This is a genomic window from Haloferax sp. Q22 (assembly GCF_001482285.1).
GTDB lineage: Archaea > Halobacteriota > Halobacteria > Halobacteriales > Haloferacaceae > Haloferax.
The window spans coordinates 61,886-80,645 of sequence record NZ_LOEP01000018.1; the positions used below are offsets into that span (position 1 = coordinate 61,886).

General features: G+C 67.9%; 19 protein-coding genes. 13 read left to right on the forward strand and 6 right to left on the reverse strand.

Features of this window, described 5'->3' with window-relative positions; all coding sequences use genetic code 11:
* Window positions 1-237 precede the first annotated feature (237 nt).
* The 8 genes from AM590_RS08100 to AM590_RS08130 all read left to right on the forward strand — a co-directional run bounded on the left by AM590_RS08100 (window position 238) and on the right by AM590_RS08130 (window position 5,400).
* Window positions 238-1,425: an MBL fold metallo-hydrolase gene (locus tag AM590_RS08100; protein ID WP_058827034.1), complete on the forward strand. Its 1,188-nt coding sequence runs from the start codon at window positions 238-240 to the stop codon at window positions 1,423-1,425.
* Complete coding sequence (locus tag AM590_RS08105) at window positions 1,426-1,917, forward strand: YeeE/YedE family protein (protein WP_008093165.1); 492 nt, start codon at window positions 1,426-1,428, stop codon at window positions 1,915-1,917. It begins immediately after the preceding gene.
* A complete protein-coding gene (locus AM590_RS08110; protein WP_058827035.1) occupies window positions 1,914-2,378 on the forward strand; it encodes a DUF6691 family protein in 465 nt (154 codons plus the stop codon). Before AM590_RS08105 ends, AM590_RS08110 begins: the two co-directional genes overlap by 4 nt.
* Window positions 2,379-2,883: 505 nt before the next feature.
* A complete protein-coding gene (locus AM590_RS20795; protein ID WP_172795776.1) occupies window positions 2,884-3,033 on the forward strand; it encodes a hypothetical protein in 150 nt (49 codons plus the stop codon).
* Between the two features lie 20 nt (window positions 3,034-3,053).
* Window positions 3,054-4,073: a sulfite exporter TauE/SafE family protein gene (locus AM590_RS08115; RefSeq protein WP_058827036.1), complete on the forward strand. Its 1,020-nt coding sequence runs from the start codon at window positions 3,054-3,056 to the stop codon at window positions 4,071-4,073.
* A 143-nt stretch (window positions 4,074-4,216) separates the two neighbouring features.
* Window positions 4,217-4,597 (forward strand): helix-turn-helix domain-containing protein, encoded by a 381-nt coding sequence (locus tag AM590_RS08120; protein ID WP_004977164.1) that lies wholly within the window; start codon window positions 4,217-4,219, stop codon window positions 4,595-4,597.
* A gap of 109 nt (window positions 4,598-4,706) precedes the next feature.
* Window positions 4,707-4,913: a hypothetical protein gene (locus AM590_RS08125; protein ID WP_058827037.1), complete on the forward strand. Its 207-nt coding sequence runs from the start codon at window positions 4,707-4,709 to the stop codon at window positions 4,911-4,913.
* Between the two features lie 94 nt (window positions 4,914-5,007).
* The gene (locus AM590_RS08130; protein ID WP_058827038.1) at window positions 5,008-5,400 is read left to right on the forward strand and encodes a response regulator transcription factor; all 393 of its coding nucleotides are present in this window, start codon (window positions 5,008-5,010) and stop codon (window positions 5,398-5,400) included.
* 30 nt (window positions 5,401-5,430) lie between these two features.
* On the opposite strand, the gene AM590_RS08135 is transcribed toward AM590_RS08130, so the two are convergent.
* On the reverse strand, window positions 5,431-7,185 hold the full coding sequence (locus tag AM590_RS08135; protein ID WP_058827039.1) for a bacterio-opsin activator domain-containing protein: 1,755 nt from the start codon (window positions 7,183-7,185) through the stop codon (window positions 5,431-5,433).
* 156 nt (window positions 7,186-7,341) lie between these two features.
* Window positions 7,342-9,357, reverse strand: a complete 2,016-nt coding sequence (locus AM590_RS08140) for a PAS domain S-box protein (protein WP_058827040.1) — start codon at window positions 9,355-9,357, stop codon at window positions 7,342-7,344.
* Between the two features lie 405 nt (window positions 9,358-9,762).
* Here AM590_RS08140 and AM590_RS08145 point away from each other — a divergent pair, with 405 nt between their 5' ends.
* Complete coding sequence (locus AM590_RS08145) at window positions 9,763-10,065, forward strand: UPF0058 family protein (protein WP_058827041.1); 303 nt, start codon at window positions 9,763-9,765, stop codon at window positions 10,063-10,065.
* An 84-nt stretch (window positions 10,066-10,149) separates the two neighbouring features.
* Entirely contained in the window at window positions 10,150-11,892 is a 1,743-nt protein-coding gene (locus AM590_RS08150; protein WP_058827042.1) for a DNA mismatch repair protein, read from the forward strand.
* Window positions 11,893-11,967: 75 nt separating this feature from the next.
* Here the strand turns inward: AM590_RS08150 and AM590_RS08155 are convergent, their stop codons facing one another.
* Window positions 11,968-12,189 carry a hypothetical protein gene (locus tag AM590_RS08155; protein WP_058827043.1) on the reverse strand — a complete coding sequence of 74 codons (222 nt, stop codon included), beginning with the start codon at window positions 12,187-12,189 and terminating at the stop codon, window positions 11,968-11,970.
* 237 nt (window positions 12,190-12,426) lie between these two features.
* Here AM590_RS08155 and AM590_RS08160 point away from each other — a divergent pair, with 237 nt between their 5' ends.
* On the forward strand, window positions 12,427-12,615 hold the full coding sequence (locus tag AM590_RS08160; protein WP_058827044.1) for a hypothetical protein: 189 nt from the start codon (window positions 12,427-12,429) through the stop codon (window positions 12,613-12,615).
* Between the two features lie 44 nt (window positions 12,616-12,659).
* Here AM590_RS08160 and AM590_RS08165 read toward each other — a convergent pair whose 3' ends face one another.
* The 3 genes from AM590_RS08165 to AM590_RS08175 all read right to left on the reverse strand — a co-directional run bounded on the left by AM590_RS08165 (window position 12,660) and on the right by AM590_RS08175 (window position 16,706).
* Window positions 12,660-15,014 (reverse strand): ATP-dependent DNA helicase, encoded by a 2,355-nt coding sequence (locus AM590_RS08165; RefSeq protein WP_058827045.1) that lies wholly within the window; start codon window positions 15,012-15,014, stop codon window positions 12,660-12,662.
* A 78-nt stretch (window positions 15,015-15,092) separates the two neighbouring features.
* Complete coding sequence (locus tag AM590_RS08170) at window positions 15,093-15,479, reverse strand: winged helix-turn-helix domain-containing protein (protein ID WP_058827046.1); 387 nt, start codon at window positions 15,477-15,479, stop codon at window positions 15,093-15,095.
* Window positions 15,480-15,521: 42 nt separating this feature from the next.
* The gene (locus AM590_RS08175; RefSeq protein WP_058827047.1) at window positions 15,522-16,706 is read right to left on the reverse strand and encodes an MFS transporter; all 1,185 of its coding nucleotides are present in this window, start codon (window positions 16,704-16,706) and stop codon (window positions 15,522-15,524) included.
* An 89-nt stretch (window positions 16,707-16,795) separates the two neighbouring features.
* On the opposite strand from AM590_RS08175, the gene AM590_RS08180 reads away from it, so the two are divergent.
* Together AM590_RS08180 and moaC are read left to right on the forward strand one after the other, a co-directional pair.
* Window positions 16,796-18,232: an NAD(P)H-hydrate dehydratase gene (locus AM590_RS08180; protein WP_256364937.1), complete on the forward strand. Its 1,437-nt coding sequence runs from the start codon at window positions 16,796-16,798 to the stop codon at window positions 18,230-18,232.
* The gene (gene moaC, locus AM590_RS08185; protein WP_058827048.1) at window positions 18,229-18,756 is read left to right on the forward strand and encodes a cyclic pyranopterin monophosphate synthase MoaC; all 528 of its coding nucleotides are present in this window, start codon (window positions 18,229-18,231) and stop codon (window positions 18,754-18,756) included. Before AM590_RS08180 ends, moaC begins: the two co-directional genes overlap by 4 nt.
* The last annotated feature ends 4 nt before the right edge of the window (window positions 18,757-18,760 follow it).

The window sequence follows — 18,760 nt, forward strand, 5'->3', positions numbered from 1 at the left end:
ACAATATAGGGGTGCTTCGTAAAAGTGTGTCGGTTCTTGGGTAGACTACACAATACTTGGGCTCGGCATCGATGCGTGCCGGAATCGGTGGCTAAACGGGGGTTAGAACCATTGCACGCTCGCACGAGTGCGAAATCGCACTACGTTCTGACGATGGATTCTGAGTTAGTATTGCAAGAAACTCAAACTACCATCCGAAAGCTTAAGTCGGACCCACCGATAGTGGGTGATGCATACATGACCGTTCCAGACCTGCCGGAACTCGAAGTCGACGTGCCAGTCATCGAGCCCGAGACGCTGAAAGCCCGCATCGACGAGGGCGAGGCGCTCACCATCCTCGACAACCGCGTGCCGTCGGAACACGAGGACTGGCGCATCGACGGCGAGAACGTTTCGCACGTCAACATCCCCTACTTCGAGTTCCTCGACGAGGAGCTCGACGAGTCGCTGTTCGAAGACCTGCCCGAAGACGAGGAGTTCGTCGTCCTCTGTGCGAAGGGCCACTCCTCGGAGTACGTCGCCGGGCTCCTGATTCAGGAGGGCTACGACGCCGTGGCGCTCGAACGCGGCATGAACGGCTGGGCGAGCATCTACGAGTACACCGAACTGGAGACCGACGGCGACGCGCTCGTCGCGCAGTACCAGCGCCCCTCCAGCGGCTGTCTGGCGTACCTCGTCGTCGACGGTGACGAGGCCGCCGTCGTCGACCCCCTTCGCTACTTCGCCGACGAGTACGTCGCCGACGCGAAGGCGCTCGGCGCGGAACTGAAGTACGCCATCGACACGCACATCCACGCCGACCACATCAGCGGCGTCCGCACGCTGGTCGAAGACCACGGCGTCACGGGCGTCATCCCCGAGGCCGCGGAAGCCCGCGGCGTCGACTACGACACGCCCTACGAGACCATCGCGGACGGCGAGACGCTCACCGTCGGTGACACCGACATCGAGGCCATCCACACGCCCGGCCACACGACCGGCATGACGACCTACACGGTCGACAACGTGCTGTTCACGGGCGACGGCCTGTTCATCGAGTCGGTCGCCCGCCCCGACCTCGAAGACGGTGACGAGGGCGCGCCTGACGCGGCCGGCATGCTCTACGACTCCCTGCAGGAGCGCGTCCTCTCGCACGACGACGACGCTATCGTCGCCTCCGCGCACTTCAGCGACGCGGCAATCCCCGCCGACGACGGCAGTTACACCGCCACGCTCGGGGAACTGAAGGACACGATGGACGCACTTTCGATGCCCAAAGACGAGTTCGTGGAGTTCATCCTCTCGGACATGCCGCCGCGGCCGGCCAACTACATCGACATCATCGAGACGAACCTCGGCGTGCAGGAGTCGGACGACGACCGCGCCTTCGAGCTCGAACTCGGGCCGAACAACTGCGCGGCCAGCAACGAAGCCCTGACGAACTAAATGTCTGGTCTGACGCCGCTCCTCGTCGAGGGGCTCTTCCCGAACGGTATCGCGCACTACGCGCTCGGCGGCCTCCTCATCGGACTCGGGACCGCCGTCATCTACCTCGGGACGGGCATCATCGCCGGCGCGAGCACCTTCCTCGAATCGACGCTGTCGTACGTCTCCGACCTCCCGCGGTTCAACAAGGCGAAGTACGTCGCCTCGCGGGACTGGCGGGTCGTGTTCACCCTGAGTATCGTCGCCGGGGCCGCGCTCTACACCGTCCTGTTCGGCGATGGCTGGTGGGTCTCTGACGTGCAGCCGTGGCGCTTCGCCGTCGGCGGTGTGCTCGTCGGCGTGGGCACCCGCATCGGGAAGGGCTGTACGTCCGGCCACGGGGTCTGCGGCGTCGGCTCTCGCTCGCGGACCTCGCTCGTCAACGTCGCCACGTTCATGCTCGTCGCCATCGGGGTCGCACAGCTCCTGAGCGCGCTGGGGGTGTCGCCGTGAGCGACGACGAACGCGGACTCGGATTCATGCTGGTCGTCATCGCGGGCGGCCTGATATTCGGGTTCGGCCTCGCCGTCAGCAACATGGCCCGACCGGAGGTCGTCCTCGACTTCCTCCAGTTCGACGACTTCGGCCTCGTCTTCGTGATGGGCGGGGCCGCCGTCGTCACCGGCACCGTCTTCGCGCTCGCCGAGGCGTTCGGCGACCGAGCGCCCCTCACCGGGCGCGACTACGGCCGACGCCTGAAATCGTTCGACAAGAACGTCGTCGTCGGAGGGGTCGTCTTCGGTGCCGGTTGGGGTATCTCCGGCATCTGTCCCGGCGCGGCCTACGCCAGCCTCGGCGTCGGCAACTACCCCATCCTCATCGCCATCGGCGGGATGTTCGTCGGCGCATACCTGCAGGGACTCTGGCGCGCCCGCCGCGCCGAGAGCGCCGCGACCGGCACCTCTGCCGACTGACCCGCCCCGCTGGCGAATCGGACTTCGTTCTTTCCTGTTTTTCGTCTCTCGACCGTAGAGCGACGGCGACTGAGCGCCCCGCCGCTCCGCTCCGGTGAACTGTTGAATCCGGGCGGCGGCTCGCGCGCGGTGTCCCACTCCGGCGTTCGTCTCCGCCGACAGCGGGTTGTTCGGCGGTCGCCGCAATCCCCGTGAATGCAGTGATGAGTGCCTCTCGACCGCGATTTCTCCATTTCAGTACGCTCGGATACAGTATTGCACAATAAGCAAACAGTTATTTTGTCATAGATAGCGGAGAAATATGTTCGTAACGTCGTGTGATACAAAATATGCCCCGATTAAGTGGTATTTCTATGGTCAATCTATAACTTATGAGTATGCAATGACGATATGGTATTGTACAGTATTCCCAAAAGCGTTATATCCTCACTCCGGTTAGCCAGCCATGTACAAGAAAGTATGATGCGTGCAATACACTCTGAGCGCCCCGAGGGGTGCTGGTAAGATGTTCGGAATCGAGACGTTGAGCGGAAACGCACAGGCCGCCGCGCTCGTCGGCGTCGTTCTCGTCGAGGCGATGGTGCTGTACGTCGGCTACGGCGCGCTGACCGCCGCGCTCGGACCGTCCGTGCGGAAGGCCATCGGTGGTGAGTGAGCGTGTTCGAGCTATTCGGCATGTCGGCCGGGATGCTGGCGCTCTTCGTCGCGTTCGGCGTCCTCATCGGCGTTCTGTTCGGCTTCTTCGGCATGGGCGGGTCGTTCCTCGTCACGCCCGCGCTGCTCGTCATGGGGTATCCCTCGCGTGTGGCCGTCGGCTCCGGCCTCGCGTTCGTCTTCGGGACTTCCGTCATCGCGACGCTGAAGCACCGCGACCTCGGGCAGGTCGACTACAAACTCGGCATCTCGATGATCATCGGAACCACGGTCGGCCTCGAAGTCGGGAAGGAAATCGTCCTCTACCTCGAAGAACTCGGACTCGCCGGTAACATCATCAGCGTCACGTACGTGCTCTTGCTCGGCGGTATCGGGCTGTTCGTCACCTACGAGGCGCTAAAGGGCGGGAACGGTGGCGGCGTCAGCCACGACGTAGACGGCGACGCCGACATCGACGCCGACGACATCCCCGAGTTGGCGAAGAAGATTCAGAGCTACTCGCTCCCGCCGATGATAACCCTCCGCGGCGGCGTCAAGGTCTCGCTGTGGATGATTCTCCTGGTCGCGTTCGCCACGGGGCTCCTCTCGGGCTTCCTCGGCGTCGGCGGCGGCTTCATTCGCATGCCCGCGCTGTTCTACCTCATCGGCGTCCCGGTGCCTATCGCGGTCGGGACCGACCTGTTCGAGATCATGTTCTCGGGCGGCATCGGCTCGTTCCTCTACGCGCAGTCCGGCGGCGTCGACCTCTCTATCGTCGCGCCGCTCCTCGCCGGCTCGGCGCTCGGTGCGCGCGTCGGCTCCGCGGCGACCTCCATCGTCGACGAGGACGAGATCAAGATTTACTTCGGCCTGATGCTGCTCCTCGGCGCGCTCGCGGTCGCCGTGCGGCAGGCCGGGAACTACCTCGGCATGGGCGTCCTCGACTACGTCAGTCTCGCGCTCATCCTCGGGTCGGCGCTCATGGTCTCCGGCGCGGTGCTCTACAGCGCCGTCAAGTCCATGCGCGCGCCTTCGGCCGCCGGGAGTTCGACCGCCGACTGAAGGCGACGGCTCGCACGCGAACCTCACTCGCATCGAACCCGAATCCGCGACACCGGGCCGCCGTTTCTCCCCCGGTGTTGTGCAAACTATACAAACCCTTTTGAGGGCTGACCACGTAGCCCGAACCGATAATGGCTAGCTCGATGGTCGAATACCTGCAATCGGACATGGAGTGCGAGGGGCTCCTCGAGTGTCTCCACGGACTGAAGCAACTCGACCGGCGGTGTTTCGAGGTGCTCGTCGAGACCGACGAACACCTGACCGTCGACGAGGTCGCCGAAGCGGTCGAACGGGAGCGCTCGACCGCCTACCGCTCCATCCAGCGCCTGCTGCAGGCGGGGCTCATCCAGAAGGAACAGGTGAACTACGAACACGGCGGCTACTACCACGTCTACCACCCGACCGACCCCAACGAGGTCGCAGACGACATGCAGCGCATGCTCAACGACTGGTACGCCCAGATGGGTACGCTCATCCAGGAGTTCCGCGACAAGTACGACGAGAAAATCGTCCCCGCGGAGTAGTTTTCTTCGACCGACGAGCGGCCGCCGCCTCTCGATTGGTCTACCTCCCAAATCGATTAGGTTCCGCATTCAACCGCACACAGTCCATAGCTACTGCTACGACCGCTCTATGTCGAAGAGTAAAAGCAGTCCCCGAAATAACGAGTTCGTCGAAGAGTGCCAGTCGTGTGAAGCCCGAACGCCGCACGACGTCTCCATCGAAATCAAGACCGAGAGCCGGAAACGCGAGAACCGCGAGTTCTCCCGCGAGCCGTACCGCGTCACGCGCTGTACGCGCTGTGGGAACACGCGGTCCCAGCGAATGAACGACGCGTGAGCGAGACCGCTGCCGACCGGCGTCCACCCTCGACAGACCACGCCCGAGCCCGACCGACCGCCTCCGCGACACCGACGTAGCCACGGTCCGAGCCATGACACAGACACCCACGCCCGACGCGCCGACTGTCCTCCTCGTCGACGACGAGGCCGCCCTCGCCGATAGCCTCGCGCTGTGGCTCGAACGCCGCTACCGCGTCCGAGTCGCGTACTCCGGGCGTGAGGCCCTCCAGGCGTTCGACGACGACGTCGACCTCGTCTTCCTCGACCGCAACCTCCCCGGTCTCTCCGGCGAGTCCGTCCTCGAAGAACTCCGCCGCCGAGTCGACCCGGCGTCGTTCGGTGTCGTCATGCTCAGCGCCACACCCGGCGACGAACTCGCCGACCTCCCCGTTGACGCCGTGCTCACGAAGCCAGTCACCAAAGGCGACGTCTTCGACGCCGCCGACCGATTCGTCGGCAACGCGCCCGAAGCCAAACTCGACTAATCTCCTTTCGACGGTCGGTAGCCGTCCGCCTCAGTCGTCCGCCGCCGAGGGATTCAACTCGTCGAAATACGTCTCGATGAGCTTTCGCTCCGCCGTCCGAAGGTGTTCGTGGAGCGTCGGCGGCGAAATGCCGAGCGAGTCGGCGACCTCCTCGGCCGTGCTCCCGCGGGGCCACTCGAAGTAGCCGGAGACGAGCGACGTTTCGAGGACCGTCTTCTGCCGGTCTGTCAGTTTCGAGTCGAGCGTCCGCCGGAAGGAGTCGGCCGACTGGACGGACCGTTCCACCTCGCGCTTTGCGACGACCGAGACGCCGGGTGCGGCCGCCGTCACCGCCTCCACGAGCGCGCCGTGGTCGGCGTCGGCCGCGACGTGGAGCGCGAGGGTGCCGCTCCCCTCGGAGAGCGTCAACCGCTCCACGCTCGCGCCGTGGTCGATGGCGGTCGACAGCACCGCCTCGGCGTCGGTGCGGAGTTCGACGACGGACTCCTCGTCGCCGTCGGCGACGACGCGGGCCTGCGAGACGTCGTCCGAGTCGATGGCGGCCGCGACCGCATCGCACCCCGACGCGCCGGCGACGCTGACAAAACAGGTGAGCTCGTCGCCGGCGCGGGTGACGCCGTCCAGCGAGAGCCGGCAGTCGAGCGTCGCCGAGAGCCCGGCGAGCACGCCGGCGTCACCCGCGCCGGCGATCTGAAACTCCAGTTCGACGACGCTGTCGCCGTTGAGAAGCTGCTTGCTCTGGGTCGCGTTGATACCGTTGCCGACGGTCGCGCCGAGGTCGGAAAACAGTCCTACGGACTCCTCGTCGAAGCCGTCGGTCTCGTCGTAGACGACGAGTGCGCCGTACGTCGTCTCGCGGTAGTCGATCGCGACACAGAGCGCCGACACGGCGTCGAGGTCGGCGGCGGCGTCGCCGAACACCGCCGCGCGGTGCGCCTCGGAGATGTCCTCGAAGGCGAAGCCGTCTTCGACCGTTCCGTCGATGTCGAACGCCTCGTCGACGAAGTCGAGGTCGACGCCCGCGGGTTCGAGTCCGTAGCCCGCCGCGGCGGTACACCGGAGCGTGCCGGCAGCGGTGCGTCTGAGAACGACCGCGGCCTCGTGGGCGCTCGCGACCGCGTCGCAGACGGTCTGTTCGATTTCGTCGCGGGTCCGCGCATCGATTACCGCCCGGTCGATGTCGCGGAGGAGCTCGTTGGTTCGGTTCAGGCGGTCGAGCTGGGCCTCGCGGTTGCGAATCGCCGCCTCGTGTTCGGCCCGCACCGCCTTCAGCCGGCTGCGGAGGTCCGAAAGCGCCTCGGGTTCGCGGAGTTCCTCCACGTCCCGGCTGTCGAGTGCCGCCTCGGTGGATTCGAGCGCGAAATACTCGCGGACCTCGGACTCGAAGCCCGACCGCACGAGCAGTTCTTCGACCGTCTCTTTGACCTCCGACTCCGAGACGGGCTTGACGAGGTAGGCGTCGAACGGCATGTCGACGATATCGGTGTCCGGCTCGACCGCGGTCATCATCGCTACGCGGCAGTCGAAGTCGCGCTCGCGAATCTCGTCGAGCACGTCGTCGCCCGTGACGTTCGGCATTCGGCGGTCGAGGAGGACGACGTCGACGGTATCGTCGAGTCGGTTGAGGGCTTCTTCACCACCGTAGGCGGTCTCGACGGCGAACCGCTCGCCGTCGAGCCAGTACCGGCAGGTGTCTGCGAGGTCCTCGTCGTCGTCAACGACGAGGACGACCTGCTCGGCGGCCCGCTGTCCGGGGCTCTCGCGCGCCGAGCGTTCGGTGACCATCGTATCGAACACACAGTAACGGCGAACGGTAATATATCTGCCCATCGAAGCAGGTGGAATTTAGGCGGTTCAGTGACCCGATTCGGTCGTCTCTGACGGACGCGGGACTCCCGTGACCGACTGCGAACCGACCCGCGAGCCGACCGCGGGCCGAACTCACGCTCGCGGGAGCGTGACGACGAACGTGGCCCCGCCGCGGTCGTTGTCCTCGATTGCGACCGTCCCGCCGTAGCTCTCGACGATTTCGCGGACCAGAAACAGGCCGAAGCCGTTGCCCGGGTTCGACAGGTCCTCGATGCGCTGGTCGACGATGCGGTGTTTCTCCTCGTCCGGAACGCCCGGGCCGTTGTCGGAGACGCGGAGTTCGACCGCGTCGTCGCCGGCCCCCACCTCGACTTCGACCGCCGGGTTCGGCTTGTCGTTGTGCTGGACGGCGTTTTTCAGCAGGTGCTCGATGACCTCGTCCAGCAGGTCGTCGGCGACGACCGAAACGTCGGGGAGTCGTCCGACTTCGACGCTCGCGGCGTCGGTCTCGCTCCGCAGCGACTCCGCGCCGTGGTCGACCGCCTCGTCGATTCGACGCGGCCGGAACTCGTGGGACTCGCGCTCGACGATGACCTTCATGAACGTCCGCATCGTCCCGACGAGTTCGGTCATCTCGCGGACGCGCCCCTGTATCGTTTCGAGGTGGGTCAGCCCCGCGTCGTCCACGAAGTCCTCGACGATGTCCGCCCGCGCACCGACCACGTTCAGCCCGTTGAGGAGGTTGTGCCGGATGATGCGGTTCACGAACTCCAGTCGCTCCTGTTCGCGCCGCAACTCCCGTTCTCGCTCCTTGCGGGCGGTGATATCGTGGCCCTCGAGGACCAGAAGCGACACCTCGCCGTCGTCGTCGCGGACCGGGGTGACGGAGAAGTCGATGACGACCGGCCGGTCCGTGTTCTCCCGCGAAATCTCGACCTCGTAGCGCACGAACTCGCCGTCGGCCGCGCGGTCGAGGGCGTCCCGGAGGTCGGCGATACGCTCGTCGTCGCCGCGCCACCACGGTGTCTCCCACGCCCGCGACCCGACGATGTCGTCGCGGTCGGCGTCCACGAGGTCGAGCGCGGCGTCGTTCACCCGGAGGACCGTCCCGTCGGGTTCGACCAGCCCGATGTACTGGAACGTGCTGTTGAACACCGCGTCGAGCTGTTGCTCGCGGCGCTTCCGCTCGGTCATGTCGCGGGTCACCTTGGCGAAGCCGATGACCTCACCGGCGTCGTCGGTCAGGGCGGTGATGGTGACAGACGCCCAAAAGCGAGTGCCGTCGGCACGGACGCGCCACCCCTCGTTCTCCGCTCGGCCCTCGGTTCGTGCTCGGTCGAGGAGGCGCTCTGGCAGGCCGTCTTCGGCGTCCTCGTCGGTGTAGAACGTCTCGATGTGCTTGCCGAGTATCTCCTCCGTATCGTAGCCCTTGATGGCCGCCGCACCGCGGTTCCAGCTCTCGACGCGACCCGAGGCGTCGAGGCGGAACAGTGCGTACTCCTCGATGTCCTCGACGATGCGCGAAAACGCCTGCTCGCGGCGTTCGAGTTCGCGCTCGCGCTCCCGCCGGACGTGGGTGTCGATGCCGTGGGCGACGGCGTGGCCGAGATTCGAAATCGGCTCGCCGAGCTCCGCGGTGAACGCCCGCTCGTGTTCGGCGTACATCGTGAGCACGCCGTAGCGCGCGTCGTCGTAGACGAGCGGCACCGACGCCGCCGAGCGGTAGCCCCGTTCGAGTGCCGGCTCGCGGAACGGTCCAAACGCCGGCTCGTCGGCGATGCTGTGGGTCGCCTGCACCGCGTTCGACCGGACCGCGCGGCCGACCGGGCCGTTTCCCTCGGGGCGCTCTGCCGACACCGACACGTCTATCTCGTCGAGGTAGCCGTCCTCGACGCCGGCCCACGCGGTCGGCTCCACGTCGCCGGTCGTCTCGTCAACGACGCCGACCCACGCGAACCGGAGTTCGTCGGTCTGGACGAGTCGCTCGCAGACTTGGCGTTCGATGTCCGCGCGCCCGCCGGCGTCGACGATGGCCTCGTTCACGTCCGCGACGACCTCGTTGAACGTCGCGAGGATGTCGAGTCGCTGGCGCAGTTCGCGCTCCGTCGCAGACGGGTCGTCGACCGACTGCGGAGACTCGTCGGTCATCCGTCTCGACCACCCCTCGAACCGGCGTCCCGTCGTGCGTGCATACCCCGACTCTAACCCCCACTGACTTGTGCGTTTCTCGGTCGGCCCGAACCAGACCTAACCACGTAGGGCCGTGAATTAGTATCGACCGCGCCATCCGACTATATGGCCACAGTGACCTGCCCGGGTCACTCGTCGTGCCCGCACGACCCTACGGCGGAATCGACAACCTACCCCCTCTCTCCGCCCTGGGGACGTGTCCCTGCCCAAACCCCAACTCCCTTTCCGCGAAATCGCCCGACGAGCGACGGGTGTTTCGTTCGTGTCCCCAGGGCGTACATTCATTTCTAGCCGATGCAGATACAAGACCAAAAGCACGCATCACCGCGCCATTTACGCCGGATGAGCACATACGTGCAATCCATGAAGAAAAACGAGCTCATTCACGTGCATTCGCTGCTCGTGGAAATCGCCACAGACTACCGCAACCGCGGGGTGCTCACGAGCGCCGACCTCGAACCGTACCACCAACTCGGAATCGGCCCGATGGCCCTCCGTGACTGCCGCGCCGACCACGAGCGGGCCGTCCGAACGCTCACAACCGTTCTCGCGGTCGGTGCCGCCCGCGACCTCGACCGCGACGCGGAGTCGGTGCCCGGCCGACAGCTGCTCCATCCCGACGAGGCGACCGACACCGACACCGACCAGCGCGTCACGTCACACTGATATTTTCTTCGCGGACCACCCCTCGAACAGCGGCGGCACCGGCCGACGGATGGACCTAAGAGCGCCCGGTGAGACGCCCCCGGTATGCGACTCGAAGACTATTGGGGAGTCGGCCCGAAGACCTCGGACCGACTGGAATCGGCTCTCGGCAGGGAGGGGGCGGTCGCCGCCATCGAGTCGGCCGACGTGCGGGCGCTCGTCGACGCCGGCGTCACCCGCGGGCGCGCGGTTCGAATCCTTCGCCGCGCCGACGGACAGGCCGGTATCGACGCGCTGGCGACCCGCGACGCCCGCGACGTGTACGACGACCTCCTGTCGCTCGCGAGCGACCGCGCGCTGACCGAACACGCCGCTGACCGCATCCGCGTCCTGACGCCGCTTCCGACCGTCGAGGCCCGACGCGACCGCCTCGACCGCATCCTCTCGGCGCGGGAGGCGTGGGCCGACCTCGACGACCACGCCCGCGATGCCGTCGAGGCGGCGTTCCGCGAGTACGACGAGGCCGGCGAGACCGAGCGCGCCGCCGTCCGCGCCGCGCTCGAACTCCGCGAGGCCGGGCTCCGCGGCGAGCCGTTCGACGCGCTGGAGGAAGCTGACCCCGACGCCCTCCGCGACGCGCTCGGCGCGCTCGGCTACGTCGACAAGGACGGCTCGGTCGCCGCGGGTGCCGACGACCGTCTCGACAGCCTGCGGAGCCGGCTCGACACCGCGAACGAACTCCAATCCGGCTCGTTCGACGTGCTCGAAACCATCCAGTCGCGGGGCGTCCGCTCGCTCGACGACTTCCGCGCCGCGTTCGTCCAGTACGTCGCACAGGAGACCGACCTCTCGCGCGGCGAGGTCGAAGCGGTCGCCGCCGAGGACGCCCGCGACGCGACCGACTTCGTGAGCGCGTCGCTCCGGGCGCTCGTCGAGGACCTCGAAGCCGACGCCGCCGCCCGCGAGGAGACCGTCGCCGAGGAGCTACGCGACCGCATCTGGGCCGCCCGCGACGACGTTGACCTCGCGGTCGAGGCCGTCGACGAGGTCGCGCTGTCGCTGTCGCTCGCGCGGTTCGCCGACGAGTACGACCTGACCCGGCCGGACATCGCCGAGACGGGGCTGGCGGTCTGCGGTGCGCGCAACCTCTTCATCGACGACCCACAGCCCGTCTCCTACGCCGTCGGCGACCACGAACTCGCGTGCGCGTCGGGGCCGACGCCGCCGGTCGGCGACCGCGTGTCGGTCCTCACCGGGGCCAACAGCGGCGGGAAGACGACCCTGCTGGAGACGCTCTCGCAGGTCGCCATCCTCGCGTCGATGGGGCTTCCGGTCCCCGCCGAGTCGGCGGTCGTCGGCCGGTTCGACTCGGTCGTGTTCCACCGCCGGCACGCGAGCTTCAACGCGGGCGTCCTCGAATCGACGCTCAAGTCTATCGTCCCGCCGCTGTCGGGCGACGGACGGACGCTGATGCTCGTCGACGAGTTCGAGGCCATCACCGAGCCGGGCCGCGCGGCCGACCTGCTCAACGGCCTCGTGAACCTCACCGTCGAGCGCGACGCGTTCGGCGTCTACGTCACGCACCTCGCGGACGAACTGAGCCCGCTCCCGCCGGAGGCGCGCATCGACGGCATCTTCGCCGAGGGGCTGACCGACGAGTTGGAACTGCGCGTGGACTACCAGCCGCGGTTCGGGACGGTCGGCAAGTCCACGCCTGAGTTCATCGTCTCGCGGCTGGTGGCGAACGCCCGCGACCGCGCCGAGCGCGCCGGTTTCGAGGCGCTGGCTGCGGCGGTGGGCGAAGAAGCGGTACAAAAGACGCTGTCCGACGCCGAGTTCGTCGGCTGAGCCGACGCGGCGGCGAGGGGGCCTATCGGCGACGTGCGCTCTCGTCGGGTGCGCGGCGACCGCGTCGGCGGTGACTCAGCACATCTCGTCGAGCGAGATGAACGCGTCGGCGTCGGCGGTCAGCCACGCCTCCATTCGGTCGCAGCAGCTGTCGCGCCGGGGGTAGACGGTGACCTGGTCCGGGCTCCCTCGATAGGTGACGACGACGCTATGGAGGAAGCAATCCCCGGTGGTATCCGCGCCGATGCGGTCAGCGGTCCCTGCAACCGAATCCTGAGAGGCGGGCACTTCTGACATTCGCCGTCACCTATACACACGCGACGGTGATTACATAACCTTCACTAAGTGTGGTAGTGATTGACAATATCCGTTGGTTACAAAACGTTGCACCAAGTGGGAGTACGGAGTGATACATAGCTTCGGTTCCCCTCGCACGGGTGTGGATTCCACAGTTCCGCGGGGGAATCCGCCCCGTCGGGCGACTTCTGCCGGCGGAGACGGGTTGAAGTGCACGGAACCGCCATCTGGCTGTCGATGGTCGATCCCACGTCCGATTTGGAAGAGAACGTAGACCCAGAAGACGCCCCGGCCTGCGCGACGTGCGGGGAGCCGGTTGCCAACAACCCGACGCACCGCGTCGTCACGTGGGTCGAAGACGGCGCCGTGCAGGCGCGGCACTTCTGCGACGACGACTGCCGGGACGCGTGGGACGACGAACGCTGACGCTCTCCTGACGACACGTCTGCCCCTCGGCACGCCGGCCGCGACTACTCGACCGACGACCAGAACCGGTCGAGGCCGAACCCGAGCATGTCGGGACTGACGGGTCTGGACTCCTCGCGCTCCTGTTCCGGCAGGTAGTCGCGGACGCCGTTCCACGAGTCGCGGGCGTACCGAGCGTCCACGAAGACGCGGACGCCCACCTCGTCGGTGCCGCGGATGACGCGGCCGATGGCCTGCCGCGCCTTTCTGACCGCGGGCACCGTGAGCGCCGTCTCGAACCCGTTGCCGAACTCGCGGTCGTACGCCGTCTTCACCGCGCGGGTCCGTGGCGACGACGTGTTGATGAGCGGGACACCGCAGACGACGGCGGCCGAGAGCTTGTCGCCGCTGTAGTCGACGCCCTCGGTGAGCGTGCCGCGGAGGCTCGTCACGAGCACCTTCCCCTCGCCGCCGAAGAAATCGCGCTTGAGCCGCTCTGTGGCCCCGTCGTCGGACGACTCGTCGAGGAGGACGGGCTTGTCGACGCGGGCTTCGAGCGCGCCCGCCATCCACTCGGCCTCGGCGTAGTTCGGCATCCCGACGAGCACGTTGCCCGGCGAGCGCTCGCACACCTCGACGGCGGCGTCGGTGTACGCGAGCCGCGTCTCGTTTTCCTCGCCGGGCGGCCCGCGGTTGCTGTGGGTGAACTTCGGCACGTCGACGGCGAAGCTCGCGCGGTTCGACTCGGGGAAGCCGAGGCCGAACGTCCGCTCTGCCACCGGGCGGCCGTCGTCGGCGAGGGCGTCGAGGCCGGTCACGCGACGGAACACGTCGATGGGTTCGAGCGTCGCGCTCATGAGGACGCCGCCGCCGAAGTCGCCGAGGCGCTCGGCGATGGCCTCGCCGGGGACGCAGTTGTGGACCGACAGCCGGGCGTTGTACGCGCGCCGCCACGACTCCGGCGGCTCCATCTCGTCCCACGTCCGTTCGAGTTCGATTTCGCGGAAGTGCTTCTCGTGGTCCGCGTAGGCCCACGTCGCCAGCGCCCGGCCCGCCGCGGGCGCGGCCCGCCGCTTGTCGTCTTCCTCCACCGAGTCGAGGATGCGGGCGACCGCCGAGCCGGTCGCCTCGGCTCGGACCCACGTCCCCTCGTCGTGCCCGTTGTCGTCCGCCCACTCGGTGAGTTCGTCGACGCCGGGCTCCTCGGGGTCGCGGAGCGGCAGCTCCTCGTCGTCGAGTTCGGTGAGGTCGGCGCGCCAGCCGACGTACTCGCGGTCGAGATGGGCGGTCACGCGGCGGTCGAGTTCCTCCCGCAGGTCGCGAATGAAGTCGCGCGTCTCCTCCAGTTCGCGGAGCGTCACGTCGGCCTCCTGTAGCTCCCCGCGGACGAGTTTGGCGTCGACGGTGGATTTGCCGGCGTCGTCGAACTTCACCGGCTGGATGACGCGCGTGAACTCGCTTTCGGCGTCGCGGAGCGTCCGGTCGCCGACGCCGACGGAGACGAGGTCGCGGACGCGGGGTTCGAGCATGTGCGCCTCGTCGCAGATGACGAACGTCGAGTCGTCGACGAGCGCGCCGGTGAACGTGCCGACGGTCGTCGGATCGAACGCGTGGTAGTAGTTGCCGACGACGACCTCGACGTGGGGCAACAGCGCGCCCATCACGGAGTGGGGGCACGACCCCGCGCCAGCGGCCAGCGAGACGAGGTCCTCGGTCGCGATGAGCCCCTTATCGTCGAAGTCGAAGGGGACGGCCTCGATTGGGTCGCCGTCTTCGGGGAGGTCCGCGAGGAAGTTCGCGTAAAAGGGGCAGTACTCCACGTCCTCGTACTCCGGCATCGACTTCGGGTACGGCGTCGGGTCGCCCGCGGTTTCGAGATAGTTCGGGCCCGCGGTCGTCGAACCGGTGTCGAGGAGGCCGGTCTGTTGCTCGCGGGCGTCCTTGGCGAGCGCCTCGGCGCTGGTCCGGCCGCCGTCGCCGACGAGCCCGCGGGTCCGGTCGCGAAGGCCCTCACAGCGGTCGTAGACGGTCGCGTCGTCGATGCCGCCGTAGCCCTCGCGGCTGTAGGGACACACGTCGGACTTGCCGACGAGCGTGAGCCCCGAGACGGGTTTCCAGTCGGTCGGGAGGTTCTCGTTGATGGTTCGGAGGTCGGCCTCGAACTGCCGCAACTGTTGCTTGACGCTCGTGAGGACGAAGACGCGCTCGTAGTCGGAGTCGGGGTCGCGGACGAGTTCGATGCCGGCGGTGAGCGCGAGCATCGTCTTGCCGGTTCCGCACGCGCCCTCCACGACGGCGAAGCCGTCGTCTCGGGCGGTCTGTATCGCGGTCTCGATTCCGTCGGCCTGCTCCGGGTACGCCTCCGGGTGGCCGAACACCTCCTGCCAGGTCACGCTCTGTGGTCCAGTTGCGACGGCCATAGGGGTGTCGGTGACTGGCCGCGCCCCCGTATTTGAACGTTCGCGAGAGAGCCGGCCGGCACGCGGAGCGCACCGACGCTATTCGAGGAAGGAGGCGATTGCCTCGGCGAAGGCCTCTCGGTCGCCGCCCTCGCCGCCGACACAGACGACGAACGGCGCGGCGGCGGCGTACACCTTCATCTCGCGCCCCTTCTCGGAGTAGCGGGTGCCGGCGACGCGGACGAGGTCGGCCTCGATGAGGTTTCCGAGGTGGTGGCGGGCGTTCTGGACGGAGGTTTCGACCCGCTTCGAGAGTTCGGTCGCCGTCGCCGGCGAGTCCTGCAGACACGACAGCAGGTCGCGGGCGGTGTCACAAGAGAGGCAGCCGAGGAGCTGCTCCGTCTCGTCGTCGTCGAGCCAGTGGACGCGCGGGGCGGTCTCGACGCTCGAATCGACGGTCCCGTCGGACGGGAGCAACCCTGACATACAATCGACATTTCGGTGGGGGAAGTAAACCGTTTCGGGAGGTCAGGCGCTCGACGGGTCGGTCCGGTCGACGCCCGGCAGTCGGTTCAGCACGTAGAGAACCGCGAGCGCGGCGACGAACACCGCGAGCCCCCCGGCGAGTGTTCTGAAGACTGCCTCGAAGGCGTAGTTTGCCTCGGTCAGGAAGCCGACCGCGCCGCTCCCGTTAGCCTCCAAGAGGAGCGCCGCGCCGCTGAAGACGGCGTAGGCGCTCCCGCGGGCGTCGCTGGGGAGCGACGAGAGCATGAACGTGTCCAGCGCGGGAAACAGGCTGTGGATGACGTAGCCGAGCACCGCGACGACGACGGCGACGGCGACGAAGCCCTGCGCGTACGTCAGGGCGACGAGCGCGCCGATAAAGGCGACGAGCAGGCCGAAGATGTAGGGGACGTGCGGGAGTTTGTCCGCGAGGCGGCCCGACAGCGAGAACGCGGGGACGCCGGCCGCGAAGACGATGGTGAGCATCGTGCTCGCGGTGGCGGCGTCGAACGCCTTCGCCTGCGTCATGTACGACACGAGGAAGTTGAACAGGCCCTGCCAGACGAATCCCGCGGGCGCGATGAGGAGGATGCCCGTGAGGATGAGTTTCCAGTGGCCGAGCGCGGCGGAGAAGTCGCGGTCCGCGCCCGTGCCGGCCCCCGCGCTCCCGTCTCGGGAGACGGCGTAGAGGAGGAGCGTCACGAGCGCGCCGGCGACCGCCAACACCCAGAACGTCTCGCGCCACGAGTACGACGCGAGGATGAAGACGACGACGGGCGCGGCGACGACGGCGGCGACCTGACTGGCCGCGCCGTGGATGCCGACCATGCGACCGACGCGCTCGGGGAACAGTTCGCCGACGAGGGGGGTCGCGGAGACGAAGTACGCGCCCGAGGCGAGGCCGAGGCCGAACGCGCCGATTTGGAGCGTCAGCACCGACGTCGCGCTCGCGGTGAACGCCGCGGCGACGACGAGGAGCGTGCCCGACCCGAGGACGACCTTCGACCGCGAGACGCGCGTGAGGAGGTAGCCGACGGGGATGCGCGGGATGGCGGTCCCGAGCCAGACGAGGCTCGTCACGACGCCGATGGTCGCTGGGCCGACCGAGAACTGCGTCTGGAGTGTCTCGACGAGCGGCGGGAACGCGACGCGGCCGAAGTTGACGAGGAAGACGAGTCCGCAGAGAGTTCCGAAGAGGCGGCGAGTCACTACCGCGGATTCAGTCGCCGCCGTGTCAAACGTTGCGAATCCGACCCGCGACCACATGTGTTAACGCGGCCCCGGGCCAACGGGGGCGTATGATTACGAGTCGACGCATGGCCGCGGTCGACCTGAACGCCGAGGCGCTCGGCGTGCCGCGGAAACAGCTCATGGAGTCGAGTGGGAACGCCGTCGCGCGGGCGTGCCGCGACCTCGCGGACCCCGGCGCGTCGGTCGCAGTCGTCGCGGGCCGCGGCAACAACGGCGGCGACGCGCTCGTCGCCGCGCGGTTCCTGAAGGCGTACGACGTGACCGTCCACCTGCTCGGTCGCCCCGAGACGATTTCGACCGACATCGCCCGCGAGAACTGGGACGCCCTCGTCGCGGCCGAGGCCGACCGGCGAACCGTCACCGACTCGGCCGCGTTCGACCTCGGCGACCCGGACCTCGTCGTGGACGCGATGCTCGGCACCGGCGTCACCGGCGCGCTCCGCGAACCCGAGGCGACGGCCGCGCGCGCCATCAACGGGTCCTCCGCGAGTGTCCTCGCGGTGGACGTGCCCTCCGGCGTCGACGCCGACACGGGCGACGCGGCGGGACTCGCAGTCGAGGCTGACCGCGTCGTCACCTTCCACGACGACAAGCCCGGTCTCGGCGACCTCGACTGCGAGGTCGTCGTCGCCGACATCGGCATCCCCGAGGCCGCCGAGTTGTTCACCGGTCCCGGCGACCTCCTCGCGCTCGACCGCGACGCGCAGAGCCACAAGGGCGACCACGGCGACGTGCTCGTCGTCGGCGGCGGCCCGTACACCGGTGCGCCCGCGCTCGCCGCGCAGTCGGCTCTCAGAGCCGGCGCTGACCTCGCCCGCGTCGCCTGCCCCGAGGCCGTCGCCCGCGAGGTACAGGGCTACTCCGAGAACCTCATCGTCCGCGGCTTCTCGGGCGACCGACTCGCGCCCCAACACGTCCCCGACCTCCTCGACTTCGCCGCTGACCGCGACGCGGTCGTTTTCGGTCCCGGTCTCGGCGACGCCGACGAGTCGCTCGACGCGGTCCGCGAGTTCCTCGCCGCCTACGACGGGACCGCCGTCGTGGACGCCGACGCCCTGCAGGTCGTCCCCGAGGTGGACACCGAGGCGACCCTCATCTGTACGCCCCATCAGGGCGAGCTGCGGAAGATGGGCGGTGAGACCGACGCCGACTGGGAGACTCGGAGCGACCTCGTCCGCGAGTTCGCCGCCGACCTCGGTCACACGCTCCTCGTGAAGGGCGCGTACGACGTGGTCTCCGACGGCGAGGCGGTCCGCGTCAACCGGACCGGGAACCCCGGAATGACCGTCGGTGGCACCGGCGACGTGCTGGCGGGCGCGACCGGCGCGCTCGCGGCCGTTCTGCCCCCGCTCCACGCGGCCGCCGTCGCGGCCTACGCGAACGGCCGCGCGGGTGACCTCGCCGCCGAGGCGTTCGGCAGCGGCCTCGTCGCGACCGACCTGCTCGAACGACTGCCCACGGCTCTGCGAGGTGACGAAGCATGAGCGACGAGCACGCCGGGTCGGAGTCGAACGAGTTGGCCGACGGCGACGACCGCGACCTGACCCATGTCGACGAGGACGGCAACGTCCAGATGGTCGACGTGGGCGCGAAGCCCGACACGCGCCGCCGGGCGGTCGCCCGCGGGACCATCCATCTCAGCGCCGACACCGTTCGGGCTATCCGCGACGACGAAATCGGGAAGGGAGACGTGTTGGCGACGGCTCGAATCGGTGCGATTCAGGCCGTCAAGCACACGTGGGAGACGATTCCGATGTGCCACCAGATCCCCATCACGAACGTCGACACCGAGTTCGAGGTGGCCGACGAGTCGGTCACACTCTCCGTGACGGTCGGCACGACCGGGAAGACGGGCTGCGAGATGGAGGCGTTAGAGGGCGTGACGACCGGCCTCAACGTCGTCTGGGACATGGTGAAAGCCGCGGAGAAAGACGACGACGGCCAGTATCCGGGGACGCGCATCTCGGACGTCGAAGTCGTCACGAAGGAAAAAGAGACGCTCGACTGAGCCG

What these genes read in the sequence shown, in the direction of transcription:
- AM590_RS08155 (WP_058827043.1), bottom strand. Translation starts at nt 12,189, where the DNA reads ATGTCAGAAGTGCCCGCCTCTCAGGATTCGGTTGCAGGGACCGCTGAC.
- AM590_RS08145 (WP_058827041.1), top strand. Translation starts at nt 9,763, where the DNA reads ATGAAGAAAAACGAGCTCATTCACGTGCATTCGCTGCTCGTGGAAATC.
- AM590_RS08125 (WP_058827037.1), top strand. Translation starts at nt 4,707, where the DNA reads ATGTCGAAGAGTAAAAGCAGTCCCCGAAATAACGAGTTCGTCGAAGAG.
- AM590_RS08170 (WP_058827046.1), bottom strand. Translation starts at nt 15,479, where the DNA reads ATGTCAGGGTTGCTCCCGTCCGACGGGACCGTCGATTCGAGCGTCGAG.
- AM590_RS08135 (WP_058827039.1), bottom strand. Translation starts at nt 7,185, where the DNA reads ATGGTCACCGAACGCTCGGCGCGCGAGAGCCCCGGACAGCGGGCCGCC.
- AM590_RS08120 (WP_004977164.1), top strand. Translation starts at nt 4,217, where the DNA reads ATGGTCGAATACCTGCAATCGGACATGGAGTGCGAGGGGCTCCTCGAG.
- AM590_RS08160 (WP_058827044.1), top strand. Translation starts at nt 12,427, where the DNA reads ATGGTCGATCCCACGTCCGATTTGGAAGAGAACGTAGACCCAGAAGAC.
- AM590_RS08180 (WP_256364937.1), top strand. Translation starts at nt 16,796, where the DNA reads ATGATTACGAGTCGACGCATGGCCGCGGTCGACCTGAACGCCGAGGCG.
- AM590_RS08130 (WP_058827038.1), top strand. Translation starts at nt 5,008, where the DNA reads ATGACACAGACACCCACGCCCGACGCGCCGACTGTCCTCCTCGTCGAC.
- AM590_RS08140 (WP_058827040.1), bottom strand. Translation starts at nt 9,357, where the DNA reads ATGACCGACGAGTCTCCGCAGTCGGTCGACGACCCGTCTGCGACGGAG.
- AM590_RS08150 (WP_058827042.1), top strand. Translation starts at nt 10,150, where the DNA reads ATGCGACTCGAAGACTATTGGGGAGTCGGCCCGAAGACCTCGGACCGA.
- AM590_RS20795 (WP_172795776.1), top strand. Translation starts at nt 2,884, where the DNA reads ATGTTCGGAATCGAGACGTTGAGCGGAAACGCACAGGCCGCCGCGCTC.
- AM590_RS08115 (WP_058827036.1), top strand. Translation starts at nt 3,054, where the DNA reads ATGTCGGCCGGGATGCTGGCGCTCTTCGTCGCGTTCGGCGTCCTCATC.
- moaC (WP_058827048.1), top strand. Translation starts at nt 18,229, where the DNA reads ATGAGCGACGAGCACGCCGGGTCGGAGTCGAACGAGTTGGCCGACGGC.
- AM590_RS08165 (WP_058827045.1), bottom strand. Translation starts at nt 15,014, where the DNA reads ATGGCCGTCGCAACTGGACCACAGAGCGTGACCTGGCAGGAGGTGTTC.
- AM590_RS08105 (WP_008093165.1), top strand. Translation starts at nt 1,426, where the DNA reads ATGTCTGGTCTGACGCCGCTCCTCGTCGAGGGGCTCTTCCCGAACGGT.
- AM590_RS08100 (WP_058827034.1), top strand. Translation starts at nt 238, where the DNA reads ATGACCGTTCCAGACCTGCCGGAACTCGAAGTCGACGTGCCAGTCATC.